The organism is Kitasatospora papulosa, from assembly GCF_000717245.1.
GTDB lineage: Bacteria > Actinomycetota > Actinomycetes > Streptomycetales > Streptomycetaceae > Streptomyces > Streptomyces papulosus.
The window spans coordinates 292768-315750 of sequence record NZ_JNYQ01000004.1 but is presented as its reverse complement, the minus strand read 5'-3'; the positions used below and the strand labels follow the sequence as shown (position 1 = coordinate 315750).

20 protein-coding genes are annotated in these 22983 nt (G+C 71.0%); 10 read left to right on the top strand and 10 right to left on the bottom strand.

From position 1 onward, the window contains the following. Nucleotides 1-62: 62 nt before the first annotated feature. The 3 genes from IA22_RS0112610 (at nt 63) to IA22_RS0112600 (ending at nt 1952) form a co-directional block, all read left to right on the top strand. Complete coding sequence (locus IA22_RS0112610; RefSeq protein WP_014154113.1) at nt 63-1025, top strand: zinc-binding dehydrogenase; 963 nt, start codon at nt 63-65, stop codon at nt 1023-1025. Between the two features lie 148 nt (nt 1026-1173). Further along, on the top strand, nt 1174-1383 hold the full coding sequence (locus IA22_RS0112605; protein ID WP_014154112.1) for a sigma factor-like helix-turn-helix DNA-binding protein: 210 nt from the start codon (nt 1174-1176) through the stop codon (nt 1381-1383). Then, entirely contained in the window at nt 1383-1952 is a 570-nt protein-coding gene (locus IA22_RS0112600) for a Clp protease N-terminal domain-containing protein (RefSeq protein ID WP_015578706.1), read from the top strand. Before IA22_RS0112605 ends, IA22_RS0112600 begins: the two co-directional genes overlap by 1 nt. Before the next feature lie 46 nt (nt 1953-1998). On the opposite strand, the gene IA22_RS0112595 is transcribed toward IA22_RS0112600, so the two are convergent. Together IA22_RS0112595 and IA22_RS0112590 are read right to left on the bottom strand one after the other, a co-directional pair. Further along, entirely contained in the window at nt 1999-2976 is a 978-nt protein-coding gene (locus IA22_RS0112595; RefSeq protein ID WP_014154110.1) for a PadR family transcriptional regulator, read from the bottom strand. A gap of 1 nt (nt 2977) precedes the next feature. Further along, nucleotides 2978-3835, bottom strand: coding sequence for a DUF4097 family beta strand repeat-containing protein (locus IA22_RS0112590; RefSeq protein WP_030123648.1), 858 nt, complete (start codon nt 3833-3835; stop codon nt 2978-2980). A 169-nt stretch (nt 3836-4004) separates the two neighbouring features. Here IA22_RS0112590 and IA22_RS0112585 point away from each other — a divergent pair, with 169 nt between their 5' ends. Next, the gene (locus IA22_RS0112585) at nt 4005-4865 is read left to right on the top strand and encodes a hypothetical protein (RefSeq protein ID WP_030123647.1); all 861 of its coding nucleotides are present in this window, start codon (nt 4005-4007) and stop codon (nt 4863-4865) included. Nucleotides 4866-4877: 12 nt separating this feature from the next. Here IA22_RS0112585 and IA22_RS0112580 read toward each other — a convergent pair whose 3' ends face one another. The 5 genes from IA22_RS0112580 to IA22_RS0112560 form a co-directional block, all read right to left on the bottom strand. Continuing rightward, nucleotides 4878-5057: a DUF6104 family protein gene (locus IA22_RS0112580; RefSeq protein WP_014048295.1), complete on the bottom strand. Its 180-nt coding sequence runs from the start codon at nt 5055-5057 to the stop codon at nt 4878-4880. A gap of 88 nt (nt 5058-5145) precedes the next feature. After that, nucleotides 5146-8940, bottom strand: a complete 3795-nt coding sequence (locus tag IA22_RS0112575) for a multifunctional oxoglutarate decarboxylase/oxoglutarate dehydrogenase thiamine pyrophosphate-binding subunit/dihydrolipoyllysine-residue succinyltransferase subunit (RefSeq protein WP_030123646.1) — start codon at nt 8938-8940, stop codon at nt 5146-5148. A 259-nt stretch (nt 8941-9199) separates the two neighbouring features. Then, the gene (locus IA22_RS0112570) at nt 9200-10276 is read right to left on the bottom strand and encodes a HAMP domain-containing sensor histidine kinase (protein ID WP_014154106.1); all 1077 of its coding nucleotides are present in this window, start codon (nt 10274-10276) and stop codon (nt 9200-9202) included. Continuing rightward, nucleotides 10273-11010, bottom strand: coding sequence for a response regulator transcription factor (locus tag IA22_RS0112565; RefSeq protein WP_014154105.1), 738 nt, complete (start codon nt 11008-11010; stop codon nt 10273-10275). The genes IA22_RS0112570 and IA22_RS0112565 overlap by 4 nt, the downstream gene beginning before the upstream one ends. Before the next feature lie 233 nt (nt 11011-11243). Further along, nucleotides 11244-11930, bottom strand: a complete 687-nt coding sequence (locus IA22_RS0112560) for a spermidine synthase family protein (RefSeq protein ID WP_014154104.1) — start codon at nt 11928-11930, stop codon at nt 11244-11246. Nucleotides 11931-12340: 410 nt separating this feature from the next. Here IA22_RS0112560 and lon point away from each other — a divergent pair, with 410 nt between their 5' ends. After that, nucleotides 12341-14776: an endopeptidase La gene (gene lon, locus IA22_RS0112555; protein WP_030123645.1), complete on the top strand. Its 2436-nt coding sequence runs from the start codon at nt 12341-12343 to the stop codon at nt 14774-14776. Between the two features lie 95 nt (nt 14777-14871). On the opposite strand, the gene IA22_RS0112550 is transcribed toward lon, so the two are convergent. Next, nucleotides 14872-15624, bottom strand: coding sequence for a polysaccharide deacetylase family protein (locus tag IA22_RS0112550; protein WP_030123644.1), 753 nt, complete (start codon nt 15622-15624; stop codon nt 14872-14874). A 215-nt stretch (nt 15625-15839) separates the two neighbouring features. Continuing rightward, nucleotides 15840-16670, bottom strand: a complete 831-nt coding sequence (locus tag IA22_RS0112545) for a lysozyme (RefSeq protein WP_014154101.1) — start codon at nt 16668-16670, stop codon at nt 15840-15842. A 236-nt stretch (nt 16671-16906) separates the two neighbouring features. Between IA22_RS0112545 and IA22_RS0112540 the strand changes: the two genes are divergently transcribed. Next, nucleotides 16907-17404 carry a MarR family winged helix-turn-helix transcriptional regulator gene (locus IA22_RS0112540; protein ID WP_202435436.1) on the top strand — a complete coding sequence of 166 codons (498 nt, stop codon included), beginning with the start codon at nt 16907-16909 and terminating at the stop codon, nt 17402-17404. 30 nt (nt 17405-17434) lie between these two features. Here IA22_RS0112540 and IA22_RS0112535 read toward each other — a convergent pair whose 3' ends face one another. Then, complete coding sequence (locus IA22_RS0112535) at nt 17435-18220, bottom strand: protein phosphatase 2C domain-containing protein (protein ID WP_014154099.1); 786 nt, start codon at nt 18218-18220, stop codon at nt 17435-17437. Nucleotides 18221-18590: 370 nt separating this feature from the next. On the opposite strand from IA22_RS0112535, the gene IA22_RS0112530 reads away from it, so the two are divergent. From IA22_RS0112530 to IA22_RS0112515, 4 genes are read left to right on the top strand one after another with little or no spacing between them, the layout of a single operon-like run. Continuing rightward, nucleotides 18591-21464 carry a sensor histidine kinase gene (locus IA22_RS0112530; protein ID WP_030123642.1) on the top strand — a complete coding sequence of 958 codons (2874 nt, stop codon included), beginning with the start codon at nt 18591-18593 and terminating at the stop codon, nt 21462-21464. Further along, nucleotides 21461-21940, top strand: a complete 480-nt coding sequence (locus IA22_RS0112525; RefSeq protein WP_014154097.1) for a roadblock/LC7 domain-containing protein — start codon at nt 21461-21463, stop codon at nt 21938-21940. Before IA22_RS0112530 ends, IA22_RS0112525 begins: the two co-directional genes overlap by 4 nt. Then, nucleotides 21937-22350 (top strand): DUF742 domain-containing protein, encoded by a 414-nt coding sequence (locus IA22_RS0112520; protein WP_014154096.1) that lies wholly within the window; start codon nt 21937-21939, stop codon nt 22348-22350. Before IA22_RS0112525 ends, IA22_RS0112520 begins: the two co-directional genes overlap by 4 nt. Beyond that, on the top strand, nt 22331-22981 hold the full coding sequence (locus tag IA22_RS0112515) for a GTP-binding protein (RefSeq protein ID WP_014154095.1): 651 nt from the start codon (nt 22331-22333) through the stop codon (nt 22979-22981). The genes IA22_RS0112520 and IA22_RS0112515 overlap by 20 nt, the downstream gene beginning before the upstream one ends. Nucleotides 22982-22983: the final 2 nt, after the last annotated feature.

Here is a 22983-nt window from a genome sequence, read left to right as displayed (position 1 = left end):
GGGGCGTGTGTCACACCTTCGAACGGTTACGTCACGGCGCGTCACGGCCTATCGTCGTGGCCATGTTCGCCGCCTACGCAGCCCGCATCGACCGTGACCGCCCCCTCGACGGACTCGAACTGGGTGAACGCCCCGCCCCCGAGGCCCGGTCCGGGTGGACCACGGTCCGGGTCAAGGCCGCGTCGCTCAACCATCACGACCTCTGGTCCCTGCGGGGGGTCGGCCTCGCCGAGGACAAGCTGCCCATGATCCTCGGCTGCGACGCCGCCGGTATCGACCAGGACGGCAACGAGGTGGTCCTGCACTCCGTCATCGGGCAGACGGGGCACGGCGTCGGCCCGGACGAGCCCCGCTCGATCCTGACCGAGCGCTACCAGGGCACGTTCGCCGAGCAGGTCACCGTCCCCAGCTGGAACGTGCTGCCCAAGCCGAAGGAACTCAGCTTCGAGCAGGCCGCCTGCCTGCCGACCGCCTGGCTGACGGCGTACCGGATGCTGTTCACGAACGCCGGTGTACGGCCCGGTGACTCCGTGCTCGTCCAGGGCGCGGGCGGCGGTGTGGCCACCGCCGCGATCGTGCTCGGCAAGGCCGCCGGGCTGCGGATGTTCGCCACCAGCCGTGACGAGGCCAAGCGCAAGCGGGCCGTCGAGCTGGGAGCCGTCGAGGCCTACGAACCCGGGGCCCGGCTGCCGAAGCGCGTCGACGCCGTCATCGAGACCGTCGGCGCCGCGACCTGGTCCCACTCGGTCAAGTCGCTGCGGCCCGGCGGCACTCTGGTCATCTCGGGTGCCACCAGCGGGGACCGGCCCTCCCACGCGGAGCTGACCCGGATCTTCTTCCTGGAACTCAGGATCGTCGGCTCGACCATGGGCTCCAAGGACGAGCTGGAGGACCTGCTGTCGTTCTGCGCGGCCACCGGTGTGCGGCCGGTCATCGACGCGACGCTGCCGCTGGACCGGGCCCGCGAGGGCTTCGAGCGGCTGGCCGCCGGTGATCTCTTCGGGAAGATCGTCCTCACCACCTAGGGAGGCCGGGTCTCGTACCGCGCCACCGCGGCGGCCCGGGGCAGCGGTGTCGCCCTTGGGGCTGGGGGCGTCGGCCCGCCGGGTCTCGCCACCCGATGCCTGTCAACTTTCATTGACACACATCATGATGTCAACGTAGGTTGACATCATGACCGAAGCAACGGATCTCGCCGCACGTGCCGGTGACCGCGACCCGCGTGTCGGGCTGCGGGCCGTCGCCGCGCTGCGGAGGCTGCTCGAGCAACTCGAAGCCGTCCAGGTGAGAAGCGCCCGCGTCCAGGGGTGGTCGTGGCAGGAGATCGCTGCCGAGCTGGGTGTCAGCAGGCAGGCCGTGCACAAGAAGTACGGGAGGCATTGATGTTCGAGCGATTCACCAAGGGAGCCCGGGCCGTCGTGACCGGCGCCGTCACCCACGCCGAGCGGGCCGAGGCGGACTCCGTCACCGAGGAGCACCTGCTGCTCTCGCTTCTCGACCAGAAGGGCAGTCGCGCCTCCTTCGCCGTCGCCGCCCTCGGGCTCACCGACCGGCGGGACTCGATGGAGTCGGCCCTCGCGGAGGCCCGCCGCCGTGGCGGGCTCACCGAGGCGGATACCGCGGCCCTCGCCGGCATCGGCATCGACATCACCGAGATCCTGGCCCGGGTCGAGGGCGTCCACGGTGAGGGAGCCCTGGCGGCGGCCCGCGGGAACCGGCGCCGGCGGTCCCGTCGGCGGCCCTTCACGGGCGGCGCCAAGAGCATCCTGGAGAAGTCCCTGCGCATCGCGCTCGGCCGGCGCGACCGCTTCATCGGCGAGGAGCACCTTCTGCTGGCCCTGACCGCCGGCCCCGGTGTCGTCGCCGATGTACTCGCAGAGCACGGGGCGACCTACGCCATGGTGGAGCGGGCGCTGTACGGAGACGACGGGGAGAGCCGCGAGGCGAGCTGACCGGCCGTCCGCCGTCCGGCCGTGGCCGGACGGCGGGGGACGGGGATCAGGACGCGTCCTTGGTGCCCCTCGCTCCGTCGGCGGATCCCCGCAGCAGCGCATCGATATGGGTCGCGGCCGAAGCCAGATGACCGCGGGCCTCGGAGAGCTGGGCCCCGGTGACACCACGGTCCCGGGCCGCGTCACGGATGTCGTCGCGGAAGCGGTCCAGCAGGCGGTCCAGGTCACGGGCCGGGTCGCCGGTGCTCGCGGTGTCGGCGGCCCACTCGATGTCCGGCTCCTCGGGTGCGGGGCGACTGTACGACGGCCAGGTGCCCGTCCGGGCGAAGCCGCCGAGCTGGCCGGTGATCTCGGCCAGTCCGTCCCGCACGCCCGCCGGCCAGTCACCCCGCGCGAAGTGCTCCTGGACCTGGCGCGCGGCGTTCTGTACCTGCTCCCGCGCCTTCTCGTGCGCCTCCTGGGCCTGACGGCGCGCCTGCTCGGCGTCCTCACGGGCCTTGCGGGACTCGTCCTTCGCCCTGCGGGCCTGTTCCTTCCACTCCTGCTTCGCCTTGCGCAGCTCCTCCTTCGCCGCGCTCCATGCCTCTTTCTCCCCGAATCCGGGATCCCAGCCGCTCCGGCCCCCGCCGGAGGTCTGCCGTGACTCGGAGGCGGCCGCGCGCATCTCGCTGCGCAGCTGGCCGGCGGCGCCCCGCACGTCGTCGCGGATCTCGGCCGCCAGCTCGGACACGGACTCGCGGATCTCCAGCTCCAGATCGGCCAGTTCGCCGCCCCGGCCCGCCAGCTCGGCCCGTCCGGCCTCGGTGATGGAGTAGACCTTGCGGCCGCCCTCGGTGGCGTGAGTGACCAGGCCCTCGGCCTCCAGCTTGGCCAGGCGCGGATAGACGGTGCCCGCCGACGGCGCGTACAGCCCCTGGAAGCGTTCCTCCAGGAGGCGGATCACCTCGTAGCCGTGGCGGGGAGCCTCGTCCAGAAGCTTGAGGAGGTACAGGCGCAAACGGCCGTGGGCGAATACGGGGGCCATGTCAGAGCACCTTTCCGGTCGGCTCGGCATCATGCGCGTGGTCCGGGGCGGCCGGCCGGCGCAGCAGGGCGATCGAACCCGAGACGGTGGTCGCCTTCAGTTTCCCCGTGCCCGCGCCGAGCGTGCCGGTGATCTTCTTGGCACCCCACTGGCCGCCCACCCGCAGGTCCTCGAAGGCGTTGGAGACGGTCCCGCTCGCGGTGTTCGCCTCCACCTTCGCGTCGGCGGGGTGGGGCAGGCGAATGGCGATCTCACCGGACACCGAGGTCAGTCTGATGTCCGTCGGCTCCGGGGATGAGTCGAGGTCGATCACCATGGCCCCGGTCACCGACTCCGCCCGGACCGAGGTGCCCGCACCCTCGACGACCGTGAGGTCGCCCGACACGGACTGGAAGCGAAGGTCGCCGGTGACGGTCTGGGCCTCCAGGCTGCCGGACACGGTCTCGGCCCGTACGACCCCGGAGAGGCCCACCAGGGTGCTGTCGCCGGAGATGCCGCGCAGTTCGGTGCGTCCCCGGATCCCCGAGACGACCGCCTCGGCTCCGATCACACCGACCTCCACCTCCGCCCCTGCCGGCACGGCCAGCGAGACGGCGGCCCTGCGGCGCGGACTCCTGCGGTCCAGCCAGGTCAGGAGCCCCTGCCACGGCAGGTCCTCGTAGGCGACGGTGAGCGTGCCGTCCGTCAGGGTCACGATCAGCGGCGGCCCGTCGATCGCGGAGACCTCCAGCCGTGCCGTCGGTTCGTCCGTGCCGACGATGTTGATCGCTCCGTCGACGATGCGCACGTTGAGCGCGGTCACGGGTTCGTCGAACGCGAGCTTCCTGGGCTCGGCGACGGTCCACGTCGACTCGGGCATGGATCTGACCTCCCGCTGAACGGCGTGACGCAACATATCGCGTCTTGTTCTCAACACGATATATCGCGGATTGATGAAGTCAAGGGGGAATCGAATGGATGCGCGCGGCGAGGGTGATCCCGTGGTGCGAATAGTTCATGTGTGGGCGAATTGCCCTAGCGTGTGGGGCATGACCGCGACATCCGTGGGTGCCCTGCTGCTGTGCCGGGCCGACCCCGAGACCGTACGGCCCGTGGCCCATCTCCTTCAGGAGGGCATGACGCTCGTCCCCGCCGGGGACGGCTGGAGCGTGCTCGTCCCCGAGGGCAAGCCCTGGCGCACGCACGGCCCTTCGGCCGCCGGCGTCCCGGGGGAGGGAGGCACGGAACCCGTCGACCGGGTCGTCGGCGGTTGGGCCACCGCACTCGCGGTGGGCTCCACCTGGCCGGTGCTCGCCCTGTGGTGGGACGGCGACCGCTCGGGCTTCACCCTGGCGGCCGGATTCCGGCGGCCCGTCGGCTACGTCTGGCTGGCCGACGGCACCCCGGTGGGTGAGGACGAGGCCATGCGGACCTTCGCCGCCCGTCTGGGCCTCGACCCGGTCCTCGACGTCCAGGTGCTGGAAGGCCTCACCCGCGGGGACGCCGAGGCCGACGCCGGCACACGGCTGCGCGGCCTGCTGGCCGTGCTCGGCCGGACCGGGGTGGACCTGCCGCCCGGACTCGCCCCGGGCGAACCGGCCGACCGGCTCCGCTCGGTGGCGGGCGTCCTCCCGCAGGCCGAACCGATCGAATGGGGCGGCTGGCGTGACGCCGTGCGGGTGGAGCTCGATGCCGTGGAGAGCGGCAGCCTCGGCCCCTGGATGGTCGGGCCCAAGGCCCGCGCGGTGGCCACCGCGCAGGTCGCCGCGGGACTGCCGCTGACCCTGTGGGGCGCCCGGCGGCGCAGCGGAGGCTGGATCACCGCGGGCCTGGTCCTCCTCGTACAGGGGCTGCTGGGGCTCGCGTACAACCGCTTCAGGGAGGCGGACGGAGACGGCGTGTGGCGGTGACGCGCCGGCCTGCTACTCGTCCTCGTCGTCGTCCAGCCGGGCCAGCCACGTCGCGAGGCGCTCGACGGGGACCTCGAAGTCGGGGTTGAGGTCGACGAACGTACGGAGCTGCTCGGCGAGCCACTCGAAGGTGACCTCCTCCTCGCCGCGCCGCTTCTCCAGTTCCTCGATGCCACGGTCCGTGAAGTACATGGGACAAGAATAACGAGGCCGGAACGCCGGAGGGCCCGGCCCCGCGAGATGCTCGCGGGGCCGGGCCCTCCGGACGTACAGCCGCTGATCAGGCCTCGAAGACCTCGTTGACCAGCTGGGTCTGCTCCGCCTGGTGACGCTTGGCCGAGCCGACCGCCGGGGACGAGCCGTGCGGACGCGAGATGCGGCGCAGGCGCTCACCGTGCGGCACGTCGGCGCCGACGGCCAGGTCCAGGTGGTCGATCAGGTTGAGCGCGATGAACGGCCACGCACCCTGGTTCGCCGGCTCCTCCTGGGCCCAGAGGTACTTCTCGGCGTTCGGGTACTTGGCGATCTCGGCCTGGATCTCCGCACCCGGCAGCGGGTACAGACGCTCCAGCCGGATGATCGCCGTCTCCGTGTCGCCGCGCTTCTCGCGCTCGGCGTCCAGGTCGTAGTAGAGCTTCCCGGACACGAACACGACCTTGCGGACCGCCTCGGCGCCGACCGTCTCGTCGCCGATCACCGGGCGGAAGCCGCCGGTGGTGAACTCCTCGACCTTCGAGGCGGCGGCCTTGAGACGCAGCATCGACTTCGGGGTGAAGACGATCAGCGGCTTGTGGTGCGGGTTGTGCACCTGCCAGCGCAGAAGGTGGAAGTAGTTCGACGGGAGGGTCGGCATCGCGACCGTCATGTTGTCCTGCGCGCACATCTGCAGGAAGCGCTCCGGGCGCGCGGACGAGTGGTCCGGGCCCTGGCCCTCGTAGCCGTGCGGGAGCAGCAGGGTGACGCCGGACGTCTGGCCCCACTTCTGCTCGGCGGAGGAGATGAACTCGTCCACGACGGTCTGGGCGCCGTTGACGAAGTCACCGAACTGGGCCTCCCAGATCACCAGGGACTCCGGGCGGGCCAGCGAGTAGCCGTACTCGAAGCCCATCGCCGCGTACTCGCTGAGCAGCGAGTCGTAGACGTTGTAACGGGCCTGGTCCTCGGAGAGGTAGAGCAGCGGGGTGTAGTCCTCGCCGGTCTTCTGGTCGACGAGGACGGCGTGACGCTGACCGAACGTGCCGCGGCGGGTGTCCTGGCCGGCGAGCCGGACCGGGGTGCCCTCCATCAGCAGCGAACCGATGGCCAGGGTCTCGCCCATGCCCCAGTCGATCGTGCCGTTGTCCACCGAGGCCGCGCGGCGCTGCATCTGCGGCAGCAGACGCGGGTGCACCGTGATGCCGTCGGGGATGTTGACCTGCGACTCGGCGATCAGCTTCACGACCTCGGAGGACACCGCGGTGCCGACCGAGACCGGGAACTCCGCCTGGACGTCCGGGACGTGCGGCTGGGACGGTGCGGAGGTGGCCTCGCGGACCTCGGCGAAGACCTTCTCCAGCTGCCCCTGGAAGTCCTGGAGCGCCTGTTCGGCCTCTTCCAGCGTGATGTCGCCACGACCGATGAGGGACTCGGTGTAGAGCTTGCGCACCGAGCGCTTCTTGTCGATCAGGGTGTACATCTGCGGGTTGGTGAACTCCGGGTTGTCGCCCTCGTTGTGACCGCGGCGGCGGTAGCAGATGAGGTCGATCACGACGTCCTTGTTGAACGTCTGCCGGTACTCGAAGGCGAGCCGCGCGACGCGGACCACGGCCTCCGGGTCGTCGCCGTTGACGTGGATGATCGGCGCCTCGATCATGCGCGCCACGTCCGTGGCGTACATCGAGGAGCGAGAGGACTCCGGGGCGGCGGTGAAGCCGACCTGGTTGTTGATCACCACGTGCACGGTGCCGCCGGTGCGGTAGCCGCGCAGCTGCGACATGTTGAGCGTCTCGGCGACGACGCCCTGGCCCGCGAAGGCCGCGTCGCCGTGGAGCGCGACGGGCAGGACCGTGAAGTCCGTGCCGCCCTTGTTGATGATGTCCTGCTTGGCGCGCGCGATGCCCTCGAGGACCGGGTCGACGGCCTCCAGGTGCGAGGGGTTGGCGGCCAGCGAGACCTTGATCTGCTCGCCGTCCAGACCGGTGAAGGTGCCCTCGGCGCCCAGGTGGTACTTGACGTCGCCGGAGCCGTGCATCGACCGCGGGTCGAGGTTGCCCTCGAACTCCCGGAAGATCTGTGCGTACGACTTGCCCACGATGTTCGCCAGGACGTTCAGCCGGCCGCGGTGGGCCATGCCGATGACGACCTCGTCGAGGCGGGCCTCGGCGGCGGAGTCGATGACCGCGTCGAGCAGCGGGATGACGGACTCGCCGCCCTCCAGCGAGAAGCGCTTCTGGCCGACGTACTTGGTCTGCAGGAACGTCTCGAACGCCTCGGCGGCGTTGAGGCGGCGCAGGATCCGCAGCTGCTCCTCGCGCTCCGGAGCGGGGCGCGGACGCTCCACCCGGTCCTGGAGCCACTTGCGCTCCTTCGGCTCCTGGATGTGCATGAACTCGATGCCGGTGGTGCGGCAGTACGACTCACGCAGGACGCCGAGGATGTCGCGGAGCTTCATCATCGTCTTGCCGGCGAAACCGCCGACCGCGAAGTCGCGCTCCAGGTCCCACAGGGTGAGGCCGTGCTCGGTGATGTCCAGGTCGGGGTGCTTGCGCTGGCGGTACTCCAGCGGGTCGGTGTCGGCCATCACGTGACCGCGGACCCGGTAGGAGTGGATCAGCTCGAAGACCCGCGCGGCCTTGGTGACGTCGTCGTCGTGCGAGGCGTCGATGTCCTTGAGCCAGCGGACCGGCTCGTAGGGGATGCGCAGCGCCTTGAAGATCTCGTCGTAGAAGTCGTTCTCGCCGAGCAGCAGCTGGGCCAGGACGCGGAGGAACTCGCCGGACGCGGCACCCTGGATGACCCGGTGGTCGTACGTCGAGGTCAGGGTCATGACCTTCGAGATACCCAGCTTGTTCAGGGTGTCCTGGGAGGTGCCCTGGAACTCCGCGGGGTAGTCCATGGCGCCGACACCCATGATGAGGCCCTGTCCGGGCATCAGGCGGGGCACCGAGTGCACGGTGCCGATGCCGCCGGGGTTCGTCAGCGAGGCGGTGACCCCGGAGAAGTCGTCCATGCCGAGCTTGCCGACGCGGGCACGGCGGACGATGTCCTCGTAGGCCTGCCAGAACTCGAAGAAGTTGAGGGTCTCGGCCTTCTTGATGGCCGCGACGACGAGCTGACGGTCGCCGTTCGGCTTCACCAGGTCGATGGCGAGGCCGAGGTTCACGTGCTCCGGCTTGACCAGGGTCGGCTTGCCGTCCTTCACCGCGAAGGAGTAGTTCATCGACGGCATGGCCTTGAGGGCCTGCACCATCGCGTACCCGATGAGGTGCGTGAAGGAGATCTTCCCGCCACGGGCCCGCTTCAGGTGGTTGTTGATGACGATGCGGTTGTCGAAGAGCAGCTTCACCGGCACGGCGCGGACCGACGTGGCCGTCGGCAGCTCCAGGGAGGCGTTCATGTTCTTCGCGACGGCGGCCGACGGGCCCCGCAGCGTCACGTACTCGGGGCCGGCCGGGGCCTCGGTCGAGGCGTCAGCCTTCGCGGCGGCCGGGGCCGCCTTCGCGGGTGCCGCCTTGGCGGGAGCGGCGGGAGCGGCCTTCGCCGGGGCGGCCGGAGCCGCCGGAGCGGCGGCCGCGGGTGCGGCCGGGGCCGCCTGCGGCGCGGCCGGAGCCTGTGCCGTGGCGCCGTTGGTCGCGGCCGGGGTCACCGCTCCCGTGGGTGCGGGGACGGGCTTGTCCGCCGTGCCGGACGTACCCGGCTTGTAGTCGGCGAAGAAGTCCCACCAGGCGCGGTCGACCGAGTTGGGGTCCTGGAGGTACTGCTGGTAGATCTCGTCGACGAGCCACTCATTGGGGCCGAAAGCGGCGGCCGGGTTGGACCCGGAGCCCGCTTCTTGATCGGTCGAGATGCTCGAGTTACTGGGGGACTGAGACGACACGGCGGCAACCGCCCTCTTCCGCTTCACAAGGTGATGGACAGCGGAAATCAAGGCTACGCCTCCCGAGCCGTAACGTGCAGGCCGGGCCGGTCTTCGTCGTGCACATCACATCCGAAGCCGGGTTTCGGCGCATGAAATGGCGGGAAACAAGCAGAGTTCCGCTGCCCTTCGGGTACGCGGGGCCGGTGCTGCAGCCCCTTGGACCGTATCTCTTCCCGGACGGGAAGCAGAAACGGGTCCCTCCGCTTCGAACACTGGGTCAACCTTGCGTTCGGGCTTCCCCTGGAAGGGTGACCTGGATACGGCATCCACGAGTGGATTCGGCCACGCCGATGCGGCCACCGTGGAGATCCACCGCCCAGCGGGCGATCGCGAGGCCGAGCCCCGTGCCGCCGTCGCTGCCCGGACCGTGCGGGGACGGCGCCTGGCCGCGGTTGAAGCGCTCGAAGACCCGGTGGCGCTCCGCCTCGGGGATGCCGGGGCCCTCGTCGACGATCTCCAGCTCCAGCGACTCGGGATGCTCCCCGCGCCGTGCGAGCACCGTGACCCGGCCGTGCGGCGGGCTGTGCTTCACGGCGTTGTCGATCAGGTTGGCGACCACCTGGTGCAGGCGCTCCGCGTCCGCGTACGCCGTCAGCTCGGGCGGCGACACGTCGAGGTGCAGATGGACGTCGGTACGCGAGTGGTTGCCCGAACCGGAGGAGAGCCGGCGCTGGGAGGCGGCGAGATTCGCCTCCTTCAGCACGCCCGACAGGTAGGGCCAGACCTCGAAACGGCGCGCCTTGATCGCCAGCACGCCGTTGTCGAGCCGGGAGAGGTCCAGCAGGGTCTCCACCAGCCTGCCCAGCCGCTCCGTCTGTTTCAGCGCGGTGCGCATCGTCTCCGGATCCGCGGCGGACACCCCGTCCACCACGTTCTCCAGGACGGCTCTGAGCGCGGCGATCGGTGTGCGCAGCTCGTGGGAGACGTTGGCCACCAGCTCCTTGCGGTGCCGGTCCTCCGCCTCCAGGTCGTCCGTCATGCGGTTGATCGTCTGCGCCAGGTCGCCGAGTTCGTCCCGCCGCCCGGCGCCGCTCACCCGTCTCGTGTAGTCGCCGTGCGAGATCGACCGTGCGACGGCACGCATCTCGTCCAGCGGCGCGGTCAGCCCGTGTGCCACGAACTGGGTGATGAGCAGAGTGGCGATCACCGAGAAGACCGTGATGAACCGGAACTCGGTCCTGGTCCGCAGGGCGACGATGAGGAGCCCGGTCGTGATGAACACGGAGATCACCACGAGCGTGCCCAGCTTGGCCTTGATCGAGAAGGGCCGCAGTCCGGAGCCGGGCCGCGTCATGGCGCGGGGGTCTCCAGGGCGTAGCCGACGCCGTGCACGGTACGGATCCGCTCGGCACCGATCTTCCGGCGCAGAGCCTTGATGTGGCTGTCGACCGTGCGGGTCCCGGAGGCGTCCGCCCAGTCCCAGACCTCGGCCAGCAGCTGTTCCCGGGACAGCACCGCTCGCGGGGTGTTGGCCAGGCAGACCAGCAGATCGAACTCGGTCGGGGTGAGGTGGACGTCGTCGGCGCGCACCCTGACACGGCGCTGCGCGTGGTCGATCTCCAGCTCGCCGAGGCGCAGGATCCCGCTGCGCGGGGTCACCGCGGCCAGCGCGGCCCGTTCCACCCGGCGCAGCAGGACGTGGACCCGCGCCGCCAGTTCCCGCATGGAGAACGGCTTGGTCATGTAGTCGTCGGCGCCGACACCGAGTCCCACGAGCATGTCGGTCTCGTCGTCGCGTGCGGTGAGCATCAGGACCGGGACCGGGCGCTGGGCCTGCACACGACGGCAGACCTCCAGGCCGTCGAAGCCGGGAAGCATGATGTCGAGCACCATCAGGTCGGGCTGCCAGGCCTCGGCCGCGTCCACGGCCGCCGGGCCGTCGAGAGCCGTCTGCACCAGGAAGCCCTCGGCCCGCAACCGGGCGGAGATGGCGTCGACGATCGTGGCGTCGTCCTCTACCACCAGCACCCGGCGCTGAGCCCCCGGGGTGGCCGCGACGCCGTTGTGGGTGGTGTGTGTCTGTTCCATCGCCCCGCCCCTGCCCGTTCTCGCGGAGGCCATTCCTCCGGAGGCACGGTTATCGCTTGTGGATGTCGTCGGTGATCCCTTGTGACGGTCAGCAGCGTAAAGGCAGAGGAGGCCTTCCGGCTACGCAGGGTGTTGTCCGTCGTGAAGGTGTTACCCGGGGAAAGGGTCCGGATCGGCCGAGTCGCGGTGTCCGGTCCATGGGGGGACCGGGGCGTGCATACCGGGTGGGGGGTTCACTCCCCCCGGAGTGCGAGATGGACCACGTCCGGCACACCTCGGGCAACGGCTACTTCTTCGGTCGTTACTGCGCGGAATCCGGCATTCCGCAAGGTTGACTCGAACTCGGCGGACGGCTGTGCGGACCATACGGCGAGCACTCCGCCGGGCGTCAGGCGCGTCCGGCAGGCCTCGACACCAGCCGCCGAGTAGAGGCTTCCGTTGCCCTCGGTGACGGTCCAGTCGGGGCCGTTGTCGATGTCCAGACACAGGGCGTCGTAACGCTCCGTGGTCGTCCGGAGGTGGTCGACGAGGTCCGTGCGGAGTACCTCGGTCCGGGGGTCCGCGAGCGCCGCGCCGGAGATCCGTCCGAGCGGGCCGTCGAGGTGCCAGTCCACGATGGCCTGTTCGCGCTCGACGACCGCGATCCGGCCCCAGCGCGGTTCCTCGGCGGCCCGGACCAGCGAGAACCCGACGCCGAGTCCGCCGATGAGCACCGACGGCTCCGGCCTGTCGGCGGGCAGGGCCGCGAGCGCCGCGTCGATCAGCAGCCGCTCGGACCGCCCGTCGGAGGTGTCCATCAGGAAGCAGCCGTTGGCGATGATCTCGAAGTCGCTGCCCCGCTCGCGCAGGACGACTTCGCCGAACGGCCCCTCGCGCCGGTCGAGGACGACGGGGCGGTGGGCGTCTGTGGCGGACGGCATGGGCGCGTTCTCCGGTCTGCGGCAGGCGGTGGCGGGCTCCCGGGTTCCCCTCGGGCCGTTCCATGTTTCCCTGCCCGGGGCTCCCGGGCCAGTCGTTTTGCCCACTCCCACTCCTGGGGCCCCGCGCGGGGGCCGTGGTGCCGGTGCCGCCCCGGTGCGTCCTCCCGGACCGGTCCGGGAATGGCCGGGCCTTTTCGTGCGCTGCCGTGGAGGCGGGTGCGGCCGGGGCTCTGATGCCGCCCGCGCGGCGGTGCGGAGCGGGCGTCCCCGCGGGTGCCGCTGGGGCGATTCCCGCAGACGGGGGCGCCGGCGAACTGCTGATCGCTGAGAGCGAACGCGAGGCGGGGAACATTGCCGGGCTCACAAGCATTGAGTCCACATAGCTCAACTTGCCTGCCTAAGGGGAGATCATGACTGAAGGATCCGACGCCTCCAGGACGTCCACGCCGATCGACCTGCCCGTGCTGCCGCTGGACGACGAGGTCGTACTGCCCGGAATGGTGGTACCGCTCGATCTGTCGGACGCGGAGGTGCGCGCCGCCGTGGAGGCCGCGCAGGCCGTCGCGCGGCCGGGGGGCGGCAAGCCCGAGGTGCTGCTCGTGCCGCGCATCGACGGGAACTACACCGGGACCGGCGTCCTGGGCACCGTGGAACAGGTCGGGCGGCTCTCCGACGGGGACCCGGGCGCCCTCATCCGCGCCCGTGACCGGGTGCGCATCGGCGCCGGGACCAGCGGCCCCGGCAACGCCCTGTGGGTGGAGGGCACCCGGATCGACGTGCCCGTGCCCGACCCCCTGCCCGGCTCCGCCGCCGAGCTGGCCAAGGAGTACAAGGCCCTCGCGACCAGCTGGCTGAAGAAGCGCGGTGCCTGGCAGGTCGTGGACCGGGTCCAGCAGATCGACGACATCTCCGCCCTCGCCGACAACTCCGGTTACTCGCCCTTCCTCACCACCGCGCAGAAGGTCCAGCTGCTGGAGACCGCCGACGCGGTGGCCCGGCTGAAGCTGGCCATCCAGTGGCTCGGCGAACACCTCGCCGAGCAGGACGTCGCCGAGTCCATCGCCAAGGACGTCCAGGAGGGCGTCGACAAGCAGCAGCGTGAATTCCTGCTGCGGCGACAGCTCGACGCCGTGCGCAAGGAGCTCTCCGAGCTCAACGGCGAGTCCGGCTCCGGCGACGAGTCCGACGACTACCGGGCCCGCGTCGAGGCCGCCGACCTCCCCGGACACGTCCGTGAGGCCGCCCTCAAGGAGGTCGAGAAGCTGGAGCGCGCCTCCGACCAGAGCCCCGAGGGGTCCTGGATCCGCACCTGGCTGGACACCGTCCTCGAGCTCCCCTGGAACGAGCGCACCGAGGACGCCTACGACATCCGCGGCGCACGGGAGATCCTCGACGCCGAACACGCGGGCCTCGGCGACGTGAAGGAGCGCATCACCGAGTACCTCGCGGTGCGCAAGCGGCGTACCGACCGCGGGCTCGGTGTGGTCGGCGGACGCCGCGGCGGCGCCGTGCTGGCCCTGGTCGGCCCGCCCGGCGTGGGCAAGACCTCCCTCGGCGAGTCCGTGGCGCACGCCATGGGGCGCAAGTTCGTCCGCGTCGCGCTCGGCGGTGTGCGGGACGAGGCGGAGATCCGGGGTCACCGGCGTACGTACGTCGGCGCGCTTCCCGGGCGCATCGTCCGGGCGGTCAAGGAAGCCGGATCGATGAACCCCGTCGTCCTGCTCGACGAGATCGACAAGGTCGGATCCGACTTCCGGGGCGATCCGGCGGCCGCCCTGCTCGAAGTGCTCGACCCGGCGCAGAACCACACCTTCCGCGACCACTACCTGGAGGTCGAACTCGACCTCAGCGACGTCGTGTTCCTCGCCACGGCGAACGTTCTCGACGCCATCCCCGAGGCCCTGCTCGACCGCATGGAGCTGGTCACGCTCGACGGCTACACCGAGGACGAGAAGGTCGTCATCGCCCGTGACCACCTGCTCCCGCACCAGCTGGAGCGTGCCGGTCTGCAGGAGGACGAGGTCGGTCTCGACGAGTCCGCACTGCGCAAGCTGGCGGGCGAGTACACCCGGGAGGCCGGGGTGCGGAACCTGGAGCGGTCCGTCGCCCGGCTGCTGCGCAAGGTCGCGGCCCAGCACGAACTGGGTGAGCGGGAGCTCCCGTTCACGGTGTCCGAGCAGGATCTGCGGGGACTGATCGGACGGCCGCACCACGTTCCCGAGTCCGCCCAGGACCCGGCCGGGCGCCGCACCGCGGTGCCGGGCGTGGCCACCGGGCTCGCGGTGACGGGCGCGGGCGGTGACGTGCTGTTCGTCGAGGCCTCGCTCGCCGACCCGGAGACCGGGGCGTCCGGACTGACCCTGACCGGCCAGCTCGGCGACGTCATGAAGGAGTCCGCGCAGATCGCCCTGAGCTTCCTGCGCTCGCACGGGGCGGAGCTGGAACTTCCGGTCGCCGACCTGAAGGACCGGGGCGTGCACATCCACTTCCCGGCGGGCGCGGTCCCGAAGGACGGCCCGAGCGCCGGCATCACCCTGACCACCGCGCTGGCCTCGCTGCTCTCCGGACGGCTGGTCCGCACGGACGTGGCGATGACCGGTGAGGTGTCGCTGACGGGACGGGTGCTGCCGATCGGCGGTCTGAAGCAGAAGCTGCTGGCCGCCCACCGCGCGGGCATCACCACCGTGGTGATCCCCCAGCGCAACGAGGCCGACCTGGACGACGTGCCGGCGGAGGTCCTCGACACCCTGGACGTCCACCCGGTGACCGACGTCCGCCAGGTGCTGGAGATCGCCCTCGCCCCGGCCTCGGCCAGGGCGCAGGACAGGCTCCCGGCCGCCGCGTAGGCGCCATGCTGTGACGGGCGTGGCATCACGCCGACGGCCGGTACGGACGGTCCGTCCTCCCCCGGGAGGGCGGACCGTTCCGCGTGCGGAGCCGGTCAGGGGCGGTACACCGTGCCGGGCCGCGGCTCCGCCGGGGCCATCAGCTGGGGGACGGTCACGAAGGTGTAGCCCCGCTCCTTCAGCGTGTCGATGATGCCCGGCACCGCGGGGACCGTGCCCTCGTAGATGTCGTGCAGCAGGATGATCCCGTCCTTGCCGGCCTGGTCGAGTATCCGCTTCCTGATCAGCGCGGAGTCGTTCGTGGAGTAGTCCTTGGCGGTCGCGCTCCACAGGACCTGGGAGAGCCCGAGCTCCTCGCAGACCTCCGAGACGGTGGCGTCCGTGCGGCCCTGCGGGGGACGCATCAGCCGGGGCCGCTTCCCGGTGACGTCCTCGATCGCGAGCTGCGTCCTCTCCAGCTCGGCCCGTATCTCACCGGGCTCCTTGTCGGTCAGGATCTCGTGGGACCAGGTGTGGTTGGCGACCTCGTGGCCCTCGTCCTCGATGCGCCGCACCGTCTCCGGGTGCTTCAGCACGTGGTCCCTGCCCAGCAGGAAGAACGTGGCGGGAACCCGCTTCTCCTTGAGCACGTCCAGGAGGCGCGGAGTGTCCTTCGCCGGCCCCGCGTCGAACGTCAGCGCGATGCACTTGGCCTTCCGGCAGTCCACCTGTCCGAACGACCCCTTGGCGTCGGAAGCGGCGTCGGCGCGGGCGGACGCGGGAGCCGTGGTCCCCATCGCACAGCCGCCGAGCGTCAGTGTGAGCACCGTCACCAGGGCGGCGGCCAACCCCGGACGGAACGGCGTCATCTTTCCGGGCACAACAGGCACAGCACGTCACTTCCCCTGACTCGGCCGCACGCCGACGGTGCGGCACGGCGCGACTATACACAGCATGTATACGCAGAGTGCATAGCGGGGTGAGGTGCAACGCCGGGCCCCGGTGACCTGGAGCTGGTCACCGGGGCCCGGTCCTGCGTCGTGCGTCGTGCGTCGTGGTCGTGGTCGTGCGTCGTGCGGGAGGATCAGCCGTTCGCGAGCGCCACCACGCGGTCCAGGGCGCCGTTGAAGTGGTTGTGGTCGCCGACGGTCGGGCCCGACGACGTGTACTGCCACATCGTGTAGTAGCCCCAGCCGGCCGGGAGTTCGCCGACCGTCGTGTTGTACCGCGCCACCCAGAGCGGGTTGGTGGCGCCGAAGCCCGCGTTGTTGCCCGTGCAGTCCTTCCACCAGCTGGTCGCGGTGTAGATCACCGCGTCACGCCCGGTGCGCGCCTTGTAGGTGTTCACGAAGTCGCGGATCCAGGCGACCATCCCGGCCTGGGTCTTGCCGTAGCACTGCGCACCGTACGGATTCCACTCGATGTCCAGCACGCCGGGAAGTGTCCTGCCGTCCCTGGACCAGCCGCCGCCGTTGTCCACGAAGTAGTTCGCCTGGGCGGCGCCGCTCGTGGTGTCCGGGGTGGCGAAGTGGTAAGTGCCCCGGATCATGCCGATGTTGTAGGAACCGTTGTACTGCTGCGTGAAGTACGTGTTCTTGTAGTACGTCCCCTCGGTGGCCTTGACGTAGGCCCACTTCACGCCGCTGTTCCAGAGCGTCGCCCAGGCGACGTCGCCCTGGTGGCCGCTGACGTCCACGCCCTCGGTCTGGACGGCCCTCGTGCCGGTCGGCGCGCCGCCGCCCTGGCCGTCGTGGGCGATGACTCCCTGCCCCATCCTCGCCGTGCCCCGTTCGGGGAGGTCGGCCGCGGAGGCCGTGCCGGGCAGGGTGAACAGGAGGGTGAGTGCGGCGAGGAGGGTGCCTGCCGCGAAGAGGCGGGGGCGGCGGGCTGAGGTTCCGGATCTGTGCACGGGCATTGCGTGCCTCCGAGGGCTCGGTGGGGGAGCTCATGGCCCAGGAGCGGGTGCGGGACACTCCTGCGGTGCGTGCGCCGTGGTGTGGACATGCCACTCATGGCACTCATGAAGCTACGCACGTAGACCCGTGCTCCGGAAGGGGGTCCGGCCACTGCCGGAGGTCTACGCCTGCGAAATACTGGCCCAACTGCGGCGATGGCCCCAGTTGAAAGAAACTTTCATCGGCGGGAAAGCGTATGAGGGGTGCTGACGTGCACGGGAGCGGAAACGGCGGTGAACCGGGCGCGACGGCCGGAACTGGTGTGGACCATGAGTTCCTGGCCCTGGAGCGCGAGTTGGCGGTCTTCCTCCGCCGGGCGCGGGCCAACTCCGGGGAGATGGCCCGCGAGGTCCATCCGGACCTGGAGGCCGCGGCCTACGGACTCCTCGTGCGGCTGGAGTCCGCTGGACGGCAGCGCGCCACGGATCTCGCCGCCTACTTCGGCGTCGGGAAGGCGACCATGAGCCGCCAGTTGCGGGCCCTGGAGGGCCTCGGGCTGGTGGCACGGGAGACCGACCCGGCGGACGGCCGGGCGTCGCTCGTCCACCTCACGGACGACGGCCTCGCGCGCTTCCGCAGCGTCCGTGACGCCCGGCGTGGCCGGTACGCCCGCAAGCTCGCGGGCTGGGACCGTGGGGAGGTCGCGGAACTCGCCCGCCTCCTGCACCACTTGAACGAGCGCGCGGAGGAGTGACCCGGGCGGGGTGAGCCGCCCCGCCGGCGGCTACAGCTCCACGAGGAGCGCCGTGGCGTCGTCGTGCCTCTTGCCGCGACGCAGGTGCACGCGGTCGACGTCGGCCCGCTCCAGGTCCCTGACGCGGTCGATCAGCCCCTGCGGCCCCTCCTGGCGCAGCACCTTCACGGTGTCCGTCCAGTCGCCCTCCCGGAACTTCTCCGTCCAGCGGCTCGCCCCGTCGGTCAGCGCCGCGAGGGCCCGGACCTCCTGCCGCGGCGTCTCGCCGGTCACCGCGCGTGACGACACCAGAGGGTCGGCGGCCGCCGTGAAGAATCCGCCCTCCTTGTTCCGCGCACGCGTGTCCGCGATCTCCTCCGAGGCGAGCAGGCCCGGGGGCAGCCGGTCGAGACGGTCGTCGAGGAGCGGCCGGACCGTGCCGTCGGGCGCCTCGACGAGCAGGGCCGAGTCGGAGAGCACCAGGTGCTCGACCCTCTCCTGATCCCAACGCGCCAGGACCGCGGTTGCCTGAGGCGTGCGCGGGTGAGAAAGGTCACACGAGGAGCGGTGTGCGTCGGCGGTACGCCGGATGGACTCCGCGAGGATCTCGGACAGCGTCAGATCCCTTCGCGAAGCGGACAGTTCGACCAGGGCCCCGCCGAGCCGCGCGGTGAACCAGGGAACCGTGTGCACACAGCCGTCGTCGTCCTGTGGTGGCGTGACCCCGTCCAGCAGGACGAGCGCGCCACCCCGTCCTGCTGCGGGGACGGCGGTCGACGCCCAGTCCTCGTTGGGGCGTTCGGAGCTGCCCGGCGCGGTGGCGAGTTCGATACGCATCCGGTCAGTCTGCACGATGTCTTCACGGTGCCCGCACGCTCCTCGGCCGGGCCGTACGAGCAGGTCAGATGGCCCTGGGTGGCGCGATCCCGTGCTCGGTGCATATGCGGGCGGGCATACTCCCAAAGCCTGGCCCGAACTTCCACCCGGCCACCCGTGCATGCCGTGCGGCGCCACTGGGGAGACTTGTTCGCCAACTCCGGATTGCGGTTCACTCGTTCGAGTGGCGGAGCGGTTGATGCACGGCCCCCTCTCAAAAGCGCTGGAATGGTCGGAAGCCGTACGGTGCACATCAGGGCGGGGTGCCCATTTCACGTGACCGTGCGTCACCTCTGCTTCAAGGGCGGACGAGTCAAGATTGCGAGCACCGGTGCAGAAGAAGCGGCCTCGGAGCAAGGACAGCACGCGCGAGGAGTCCGGGGCGGCGCCTCAGGCAGCGGGTGCCTCCAAGCGGACCGTGCGGGTACGCAGCCGGCTCGTCGCCGGCGTTGCCGTCGTAGGGATCACCGTCATCGCGGCGGGCGCCCCGGCGGCCCTGGGAGCGTCCTCGGACCTCAACGAGTCCCAGCGCCTGGTGACGCTCGCCGAGCTGAACCAGCAGGCGATCACCCTCGCGCACTCCCTCGCGGACGAGCGCGACGAGGTGACCGCCCACATCGCGGGCGGCCGTGAGGAGGGCGACGGCAAGGACGGCACCACGAGTCCGGCGGCCCGTGTCGACCAGCAGGTGGACGAGATCCTGGAGGCCGCCCCCGCGGCGCTGCGCAGGGACCTCTCCGCCATCCCCTCCCTCCGCAGGACCGCCCTCACCGGCAAGGGCTCCGCGATGGAGGCCTACCAGGCGTACTCCGAGGTCATCGCCAAGCTGCACGACCTCGCCGACGAACTCGCGGAGAAGACCCCGCCGCGCGCCGCCGACGCCACCCGCGCCCCGCTCGCCCTCGGCACCGCCGTCGAACAGGCCTCCGCCACACGGGGACTGCTGCTGGCCGCGCTCGCCGTACCCGGTACGGAGCCGCAGCAGCAGACCGACCCGTTCACCGGTCTGCCCGTCCAGGGCCAGGACTCGGGGGACAGCGAGGGCGACCGCACCCGCGACGAGCTGAGCGCCGCGGCCCAGCAGGCCCGGGTGCGCGAACTCGCCTCCCTCGCCGAGTTCGACCAGGCCGCCGGCCCCTCCGCACGGGACAGTCTCGCCTCCACGGTCACCGGCCCCGAGGTCACCGGGGCGGAGAAGTACCTCACCCGGCTCACCGACCGCCCCGAACTGTCGGACAGTGACCGGGAGGCCGACCCCAAGAAGGTCGAGGCGGCGCTGTCCGCCCGTATCGACCGCATGCGCGGGGTCGAGTCCGCGCTGGGCACGGCGCAGGTCAAGCGGCTGGAGGCACTGCGCGACGACGACGTCACCGCGCTGGAGCTCCGCCTCGCCCTGCTCGGCGGCTGCCTGCTGGTCGCCGTCGGTGTCTCCACGGCGGTCGCCCGCACCCTCACCCAGCCTCTCGCGGTCCTGCGGATCGGGGCCGGCCGTATCGCCGCCGAGCCCGAGACCGCCGAACCGATCCGCTACACCGGGCGCAACGACGAGTTCGCCCAGGTCGTACGCTCCATCAACGCCCTGCACGGCAAGCTGCACGGACTGCAGCACGACGTCACCGGCCGGCTCGGGAGCGTGCAGAGCGAGCACGGTGAACCGGCCGCCGACCGTGAGGCACTCACGCTCCAGCGGGCCGAGCTCCAGACCCGGGTGGCGGAACTCACCGGGCAGCTGGAACGGCTCCGGAACACCGTGCACCACACCTTCGTGAACCTGTCGCTGCGCACCCTCGGCCTCGTCGAGCGCCAGCTCGGCGTCATCGAGGGCATGGAGGAGCGCGAGCAGGATCCCGAGCGTCTCGCGACCCTCTTCAAGCTGGACCACATGGCCACCGTCATGCGGCGCCACAGCGAGAACATGCTGGTCCTCGCGGGGACCGATCACAACCAGGGACACGTCGGCCCGATCCCCCTCGTCGACGTACTGCGCGCCGCGGTCAGCGAGATCGAGCGGTACGAGCGGGTCACCATCCAGTCCCTGCCGCCGCACGCCCGGATCGCGGGCTTCGCCGCCGACGACGTGAGCCATCTGGTCGCCGAACTCCTGGAGAACGCGACCTCCTTCTCCCCGCCCGACTCCCATGTCGAGCTCTCCGGATGGCTGCTGGAGACCGGAGAGGTGATGCTCTCGGTACAGGACGCGGGCATCGGCATGTCGGCCGTCCGGATGGGCGAGCTCAATGCCAGGCTGGCCGACCCCGCAACCTTCGAGGCCGGTGAACAGGCCGCGGACGGCGCGGGGCTGGGTCTTCAGGTGATCTCGCTGCTGGCGGCCCGCCACGGCGTACAGGTGCAGCTGCGCGAGCAGAAGGGGAGCGGGGTGACCGCGGTCGTCGTCCTTCCGCAGGCGCTGCTGCCCAAGGTGCCGCCCGTCTCCTCCCCGCCGTCCGTGGCGCTGCCCGGGGACGCCCCCGCGCTGAACCTCCCGGGTTCGGTCGCCGAGGCGAACTCCAACGCGCTGCCGACGCGTTCGGCCCTCCCCGGCGCGGACCCGCTGATCGAGGCGGCCGAGCGCACCCTGCAGCAGGCGGGCCCGCAGCACACGCCCGCGCAGCCCGGGACACCGGAACCGGCCGCACCCGGGCCCGAGCCCGTGGCCCCGGAGTCCGCGACGCCACAACCCCCCGCCGCCCCGGAGACCGACCCGGCCGGCGAGCCCGCGCACCACGAGGAGTCCGAGGCCGAGACCACGATGCAGGTCCGGCTGCCCGTGCAGCCGGACGCACCGAGCCCGTACGCCATCGGCCCCGACCGGCACGAGCGTGCTGCCGACACGAGCCCCGCGACGGATCCCGCACCGGCATCCGCTCCGGCCGCGGACGCCCTTCCGGGCCCCCGGCAGCCGCTGACCGGTCTCGGCGAGGAGGTGCCCGACCCGGCACCCGTGCCCGAGCGCCTCACCGACAAGGGGCTGCCCAAGCGCACCCCCAGGATCTCCGAGCCGCAGGCCACCGCGCCCACCGAGCGCAAGGGCAGCCTGGACAAGGAGGCACTGCGCCGTCGGCTCGGCGGCTTCCATCAGGGAGCGAAGGACGGCCGCCGCGACGTCGAGACGGAGATCTCCGACAGCGGCCCACAGACCGACCACGACCGTACCGACGGTCGCATCGATGAGACGGGGGACACAGTCGAGGAGGCACGCAGTTGACTGCGCCCAGCACATTCGGGCTGAGCACCGAGGCCCGGAACCTTCACTGGTTGCTGAGCAATCTCGTGGAGGAGGTGCCAGGGGTCCATTCGGTCACCGTCGTCTCGTCGGACGGGCTCATGCTGCTCTCCTCGGACCCCGGCCTCGCGACGGCCAAGGCGGCGGGACGGCAGACGGGCCCCAAGGGCTCCAGCGCCGACCTGGCCACCATCGTCTCCGGTATCGGGTCCCTCACGATCGGCGCCGCCAAGCTGATGGACGGCGGCGGCGTCAAGCAGACCATGGTCGCGATGGACGAGGGCAGTGTCTTCGTCATGTCGATCAGTGACGGCTCCCTGCTCGGCGTGCACGCCACCGCCGACTGCGACATGAGCGTCATCGCGTACCACATGGCGCTCTTCGTCGGCCGCGCCGGACACGTACTCACCCCCGAACTCCGCAGCGAGCTGCGCAAATCGATGGAGAGCACCCAGTGACGTCAGCTGCTGAACCCGTACGAAAACTCCCCGTCAGGGGTGCCGCCCGCAAGGCCGCGCGGGTCCGCCCGTACTCCCTCACCGGCGGCCGCACCCGTTTCGGCCACGTCCTGCTCGTCGAGACGTTCGTCGCCGCGCTGGACGCGCCCGAGGAGCGCCGGGAGCTCACCAACGGCAATCTCGCCTCGCGCGTCATGCCGGAGCTCCACGCCATCGTCGAACTCTGCCGCCGTATGCGTACGGTCGCGGAGATCTCCGCCCTGTTGAAGATGCCGCTCGGAGTCGTCCGGGTGCTGCTCAGCGACTTGGCCGACCAGGGAAAGATCCGCGTCTACGGAACCGGTCACGGCACCGGCCAGCCGGACCGCGCACTGCTCGAAAGGGTGCTCAATGGACTCCGCCGTCTCTGAGGCGCCGCTCTTCACTCCGCGCCAGCGGGGTCCGCAGGACAAGCCCGACGAGTCGGTGCAGGCCTGGCAGCTCGACCACACGCGCGCGCCGATCGCCACCAAGATCGTGGTGGCGGGCGGCTTCGGCGTGGGCAAGACGACCTTCGTCAGTTCGGTCTCCGAGATAGACCCCCTGCAGACCGAAGCGCTGATGACGCAGGCCAGCGAGGAGACCGACGACCTCACGGCCACGCCCGACAAGGTCACCACGACCGTCGCGATGGACTTCGGCCGGCTCACCCTGGACGACGACCTCGTCCTGTACGTCTTCGGGACCCCCGGGCAGCAGCGCTTCTGGTTCATGTGGGACGACCTGGTGCGCGGTGCGATCGGCGCGGTCGTCCTGGCGGACACACGGCGCCTCGCCGACTGCTTCGCCGCGCTCGACTACTTCGAGAGCTGCGGCCTCCCCTACATCGTCGCCGTCAACCACTTCGAGGGCACCCCCGGCTTCGACGAGGACGACGTCAGGGAGGCCCTGTCCGTCGCTCCGCACGTACCCCTTGTGATCATGGATGCGCGTAAGAGGATCACCGTCGTCGAGTCGTTGCTCGCCCTGGTGGGCCACGCACTCGCCGTCTCCCCCGAGTAACG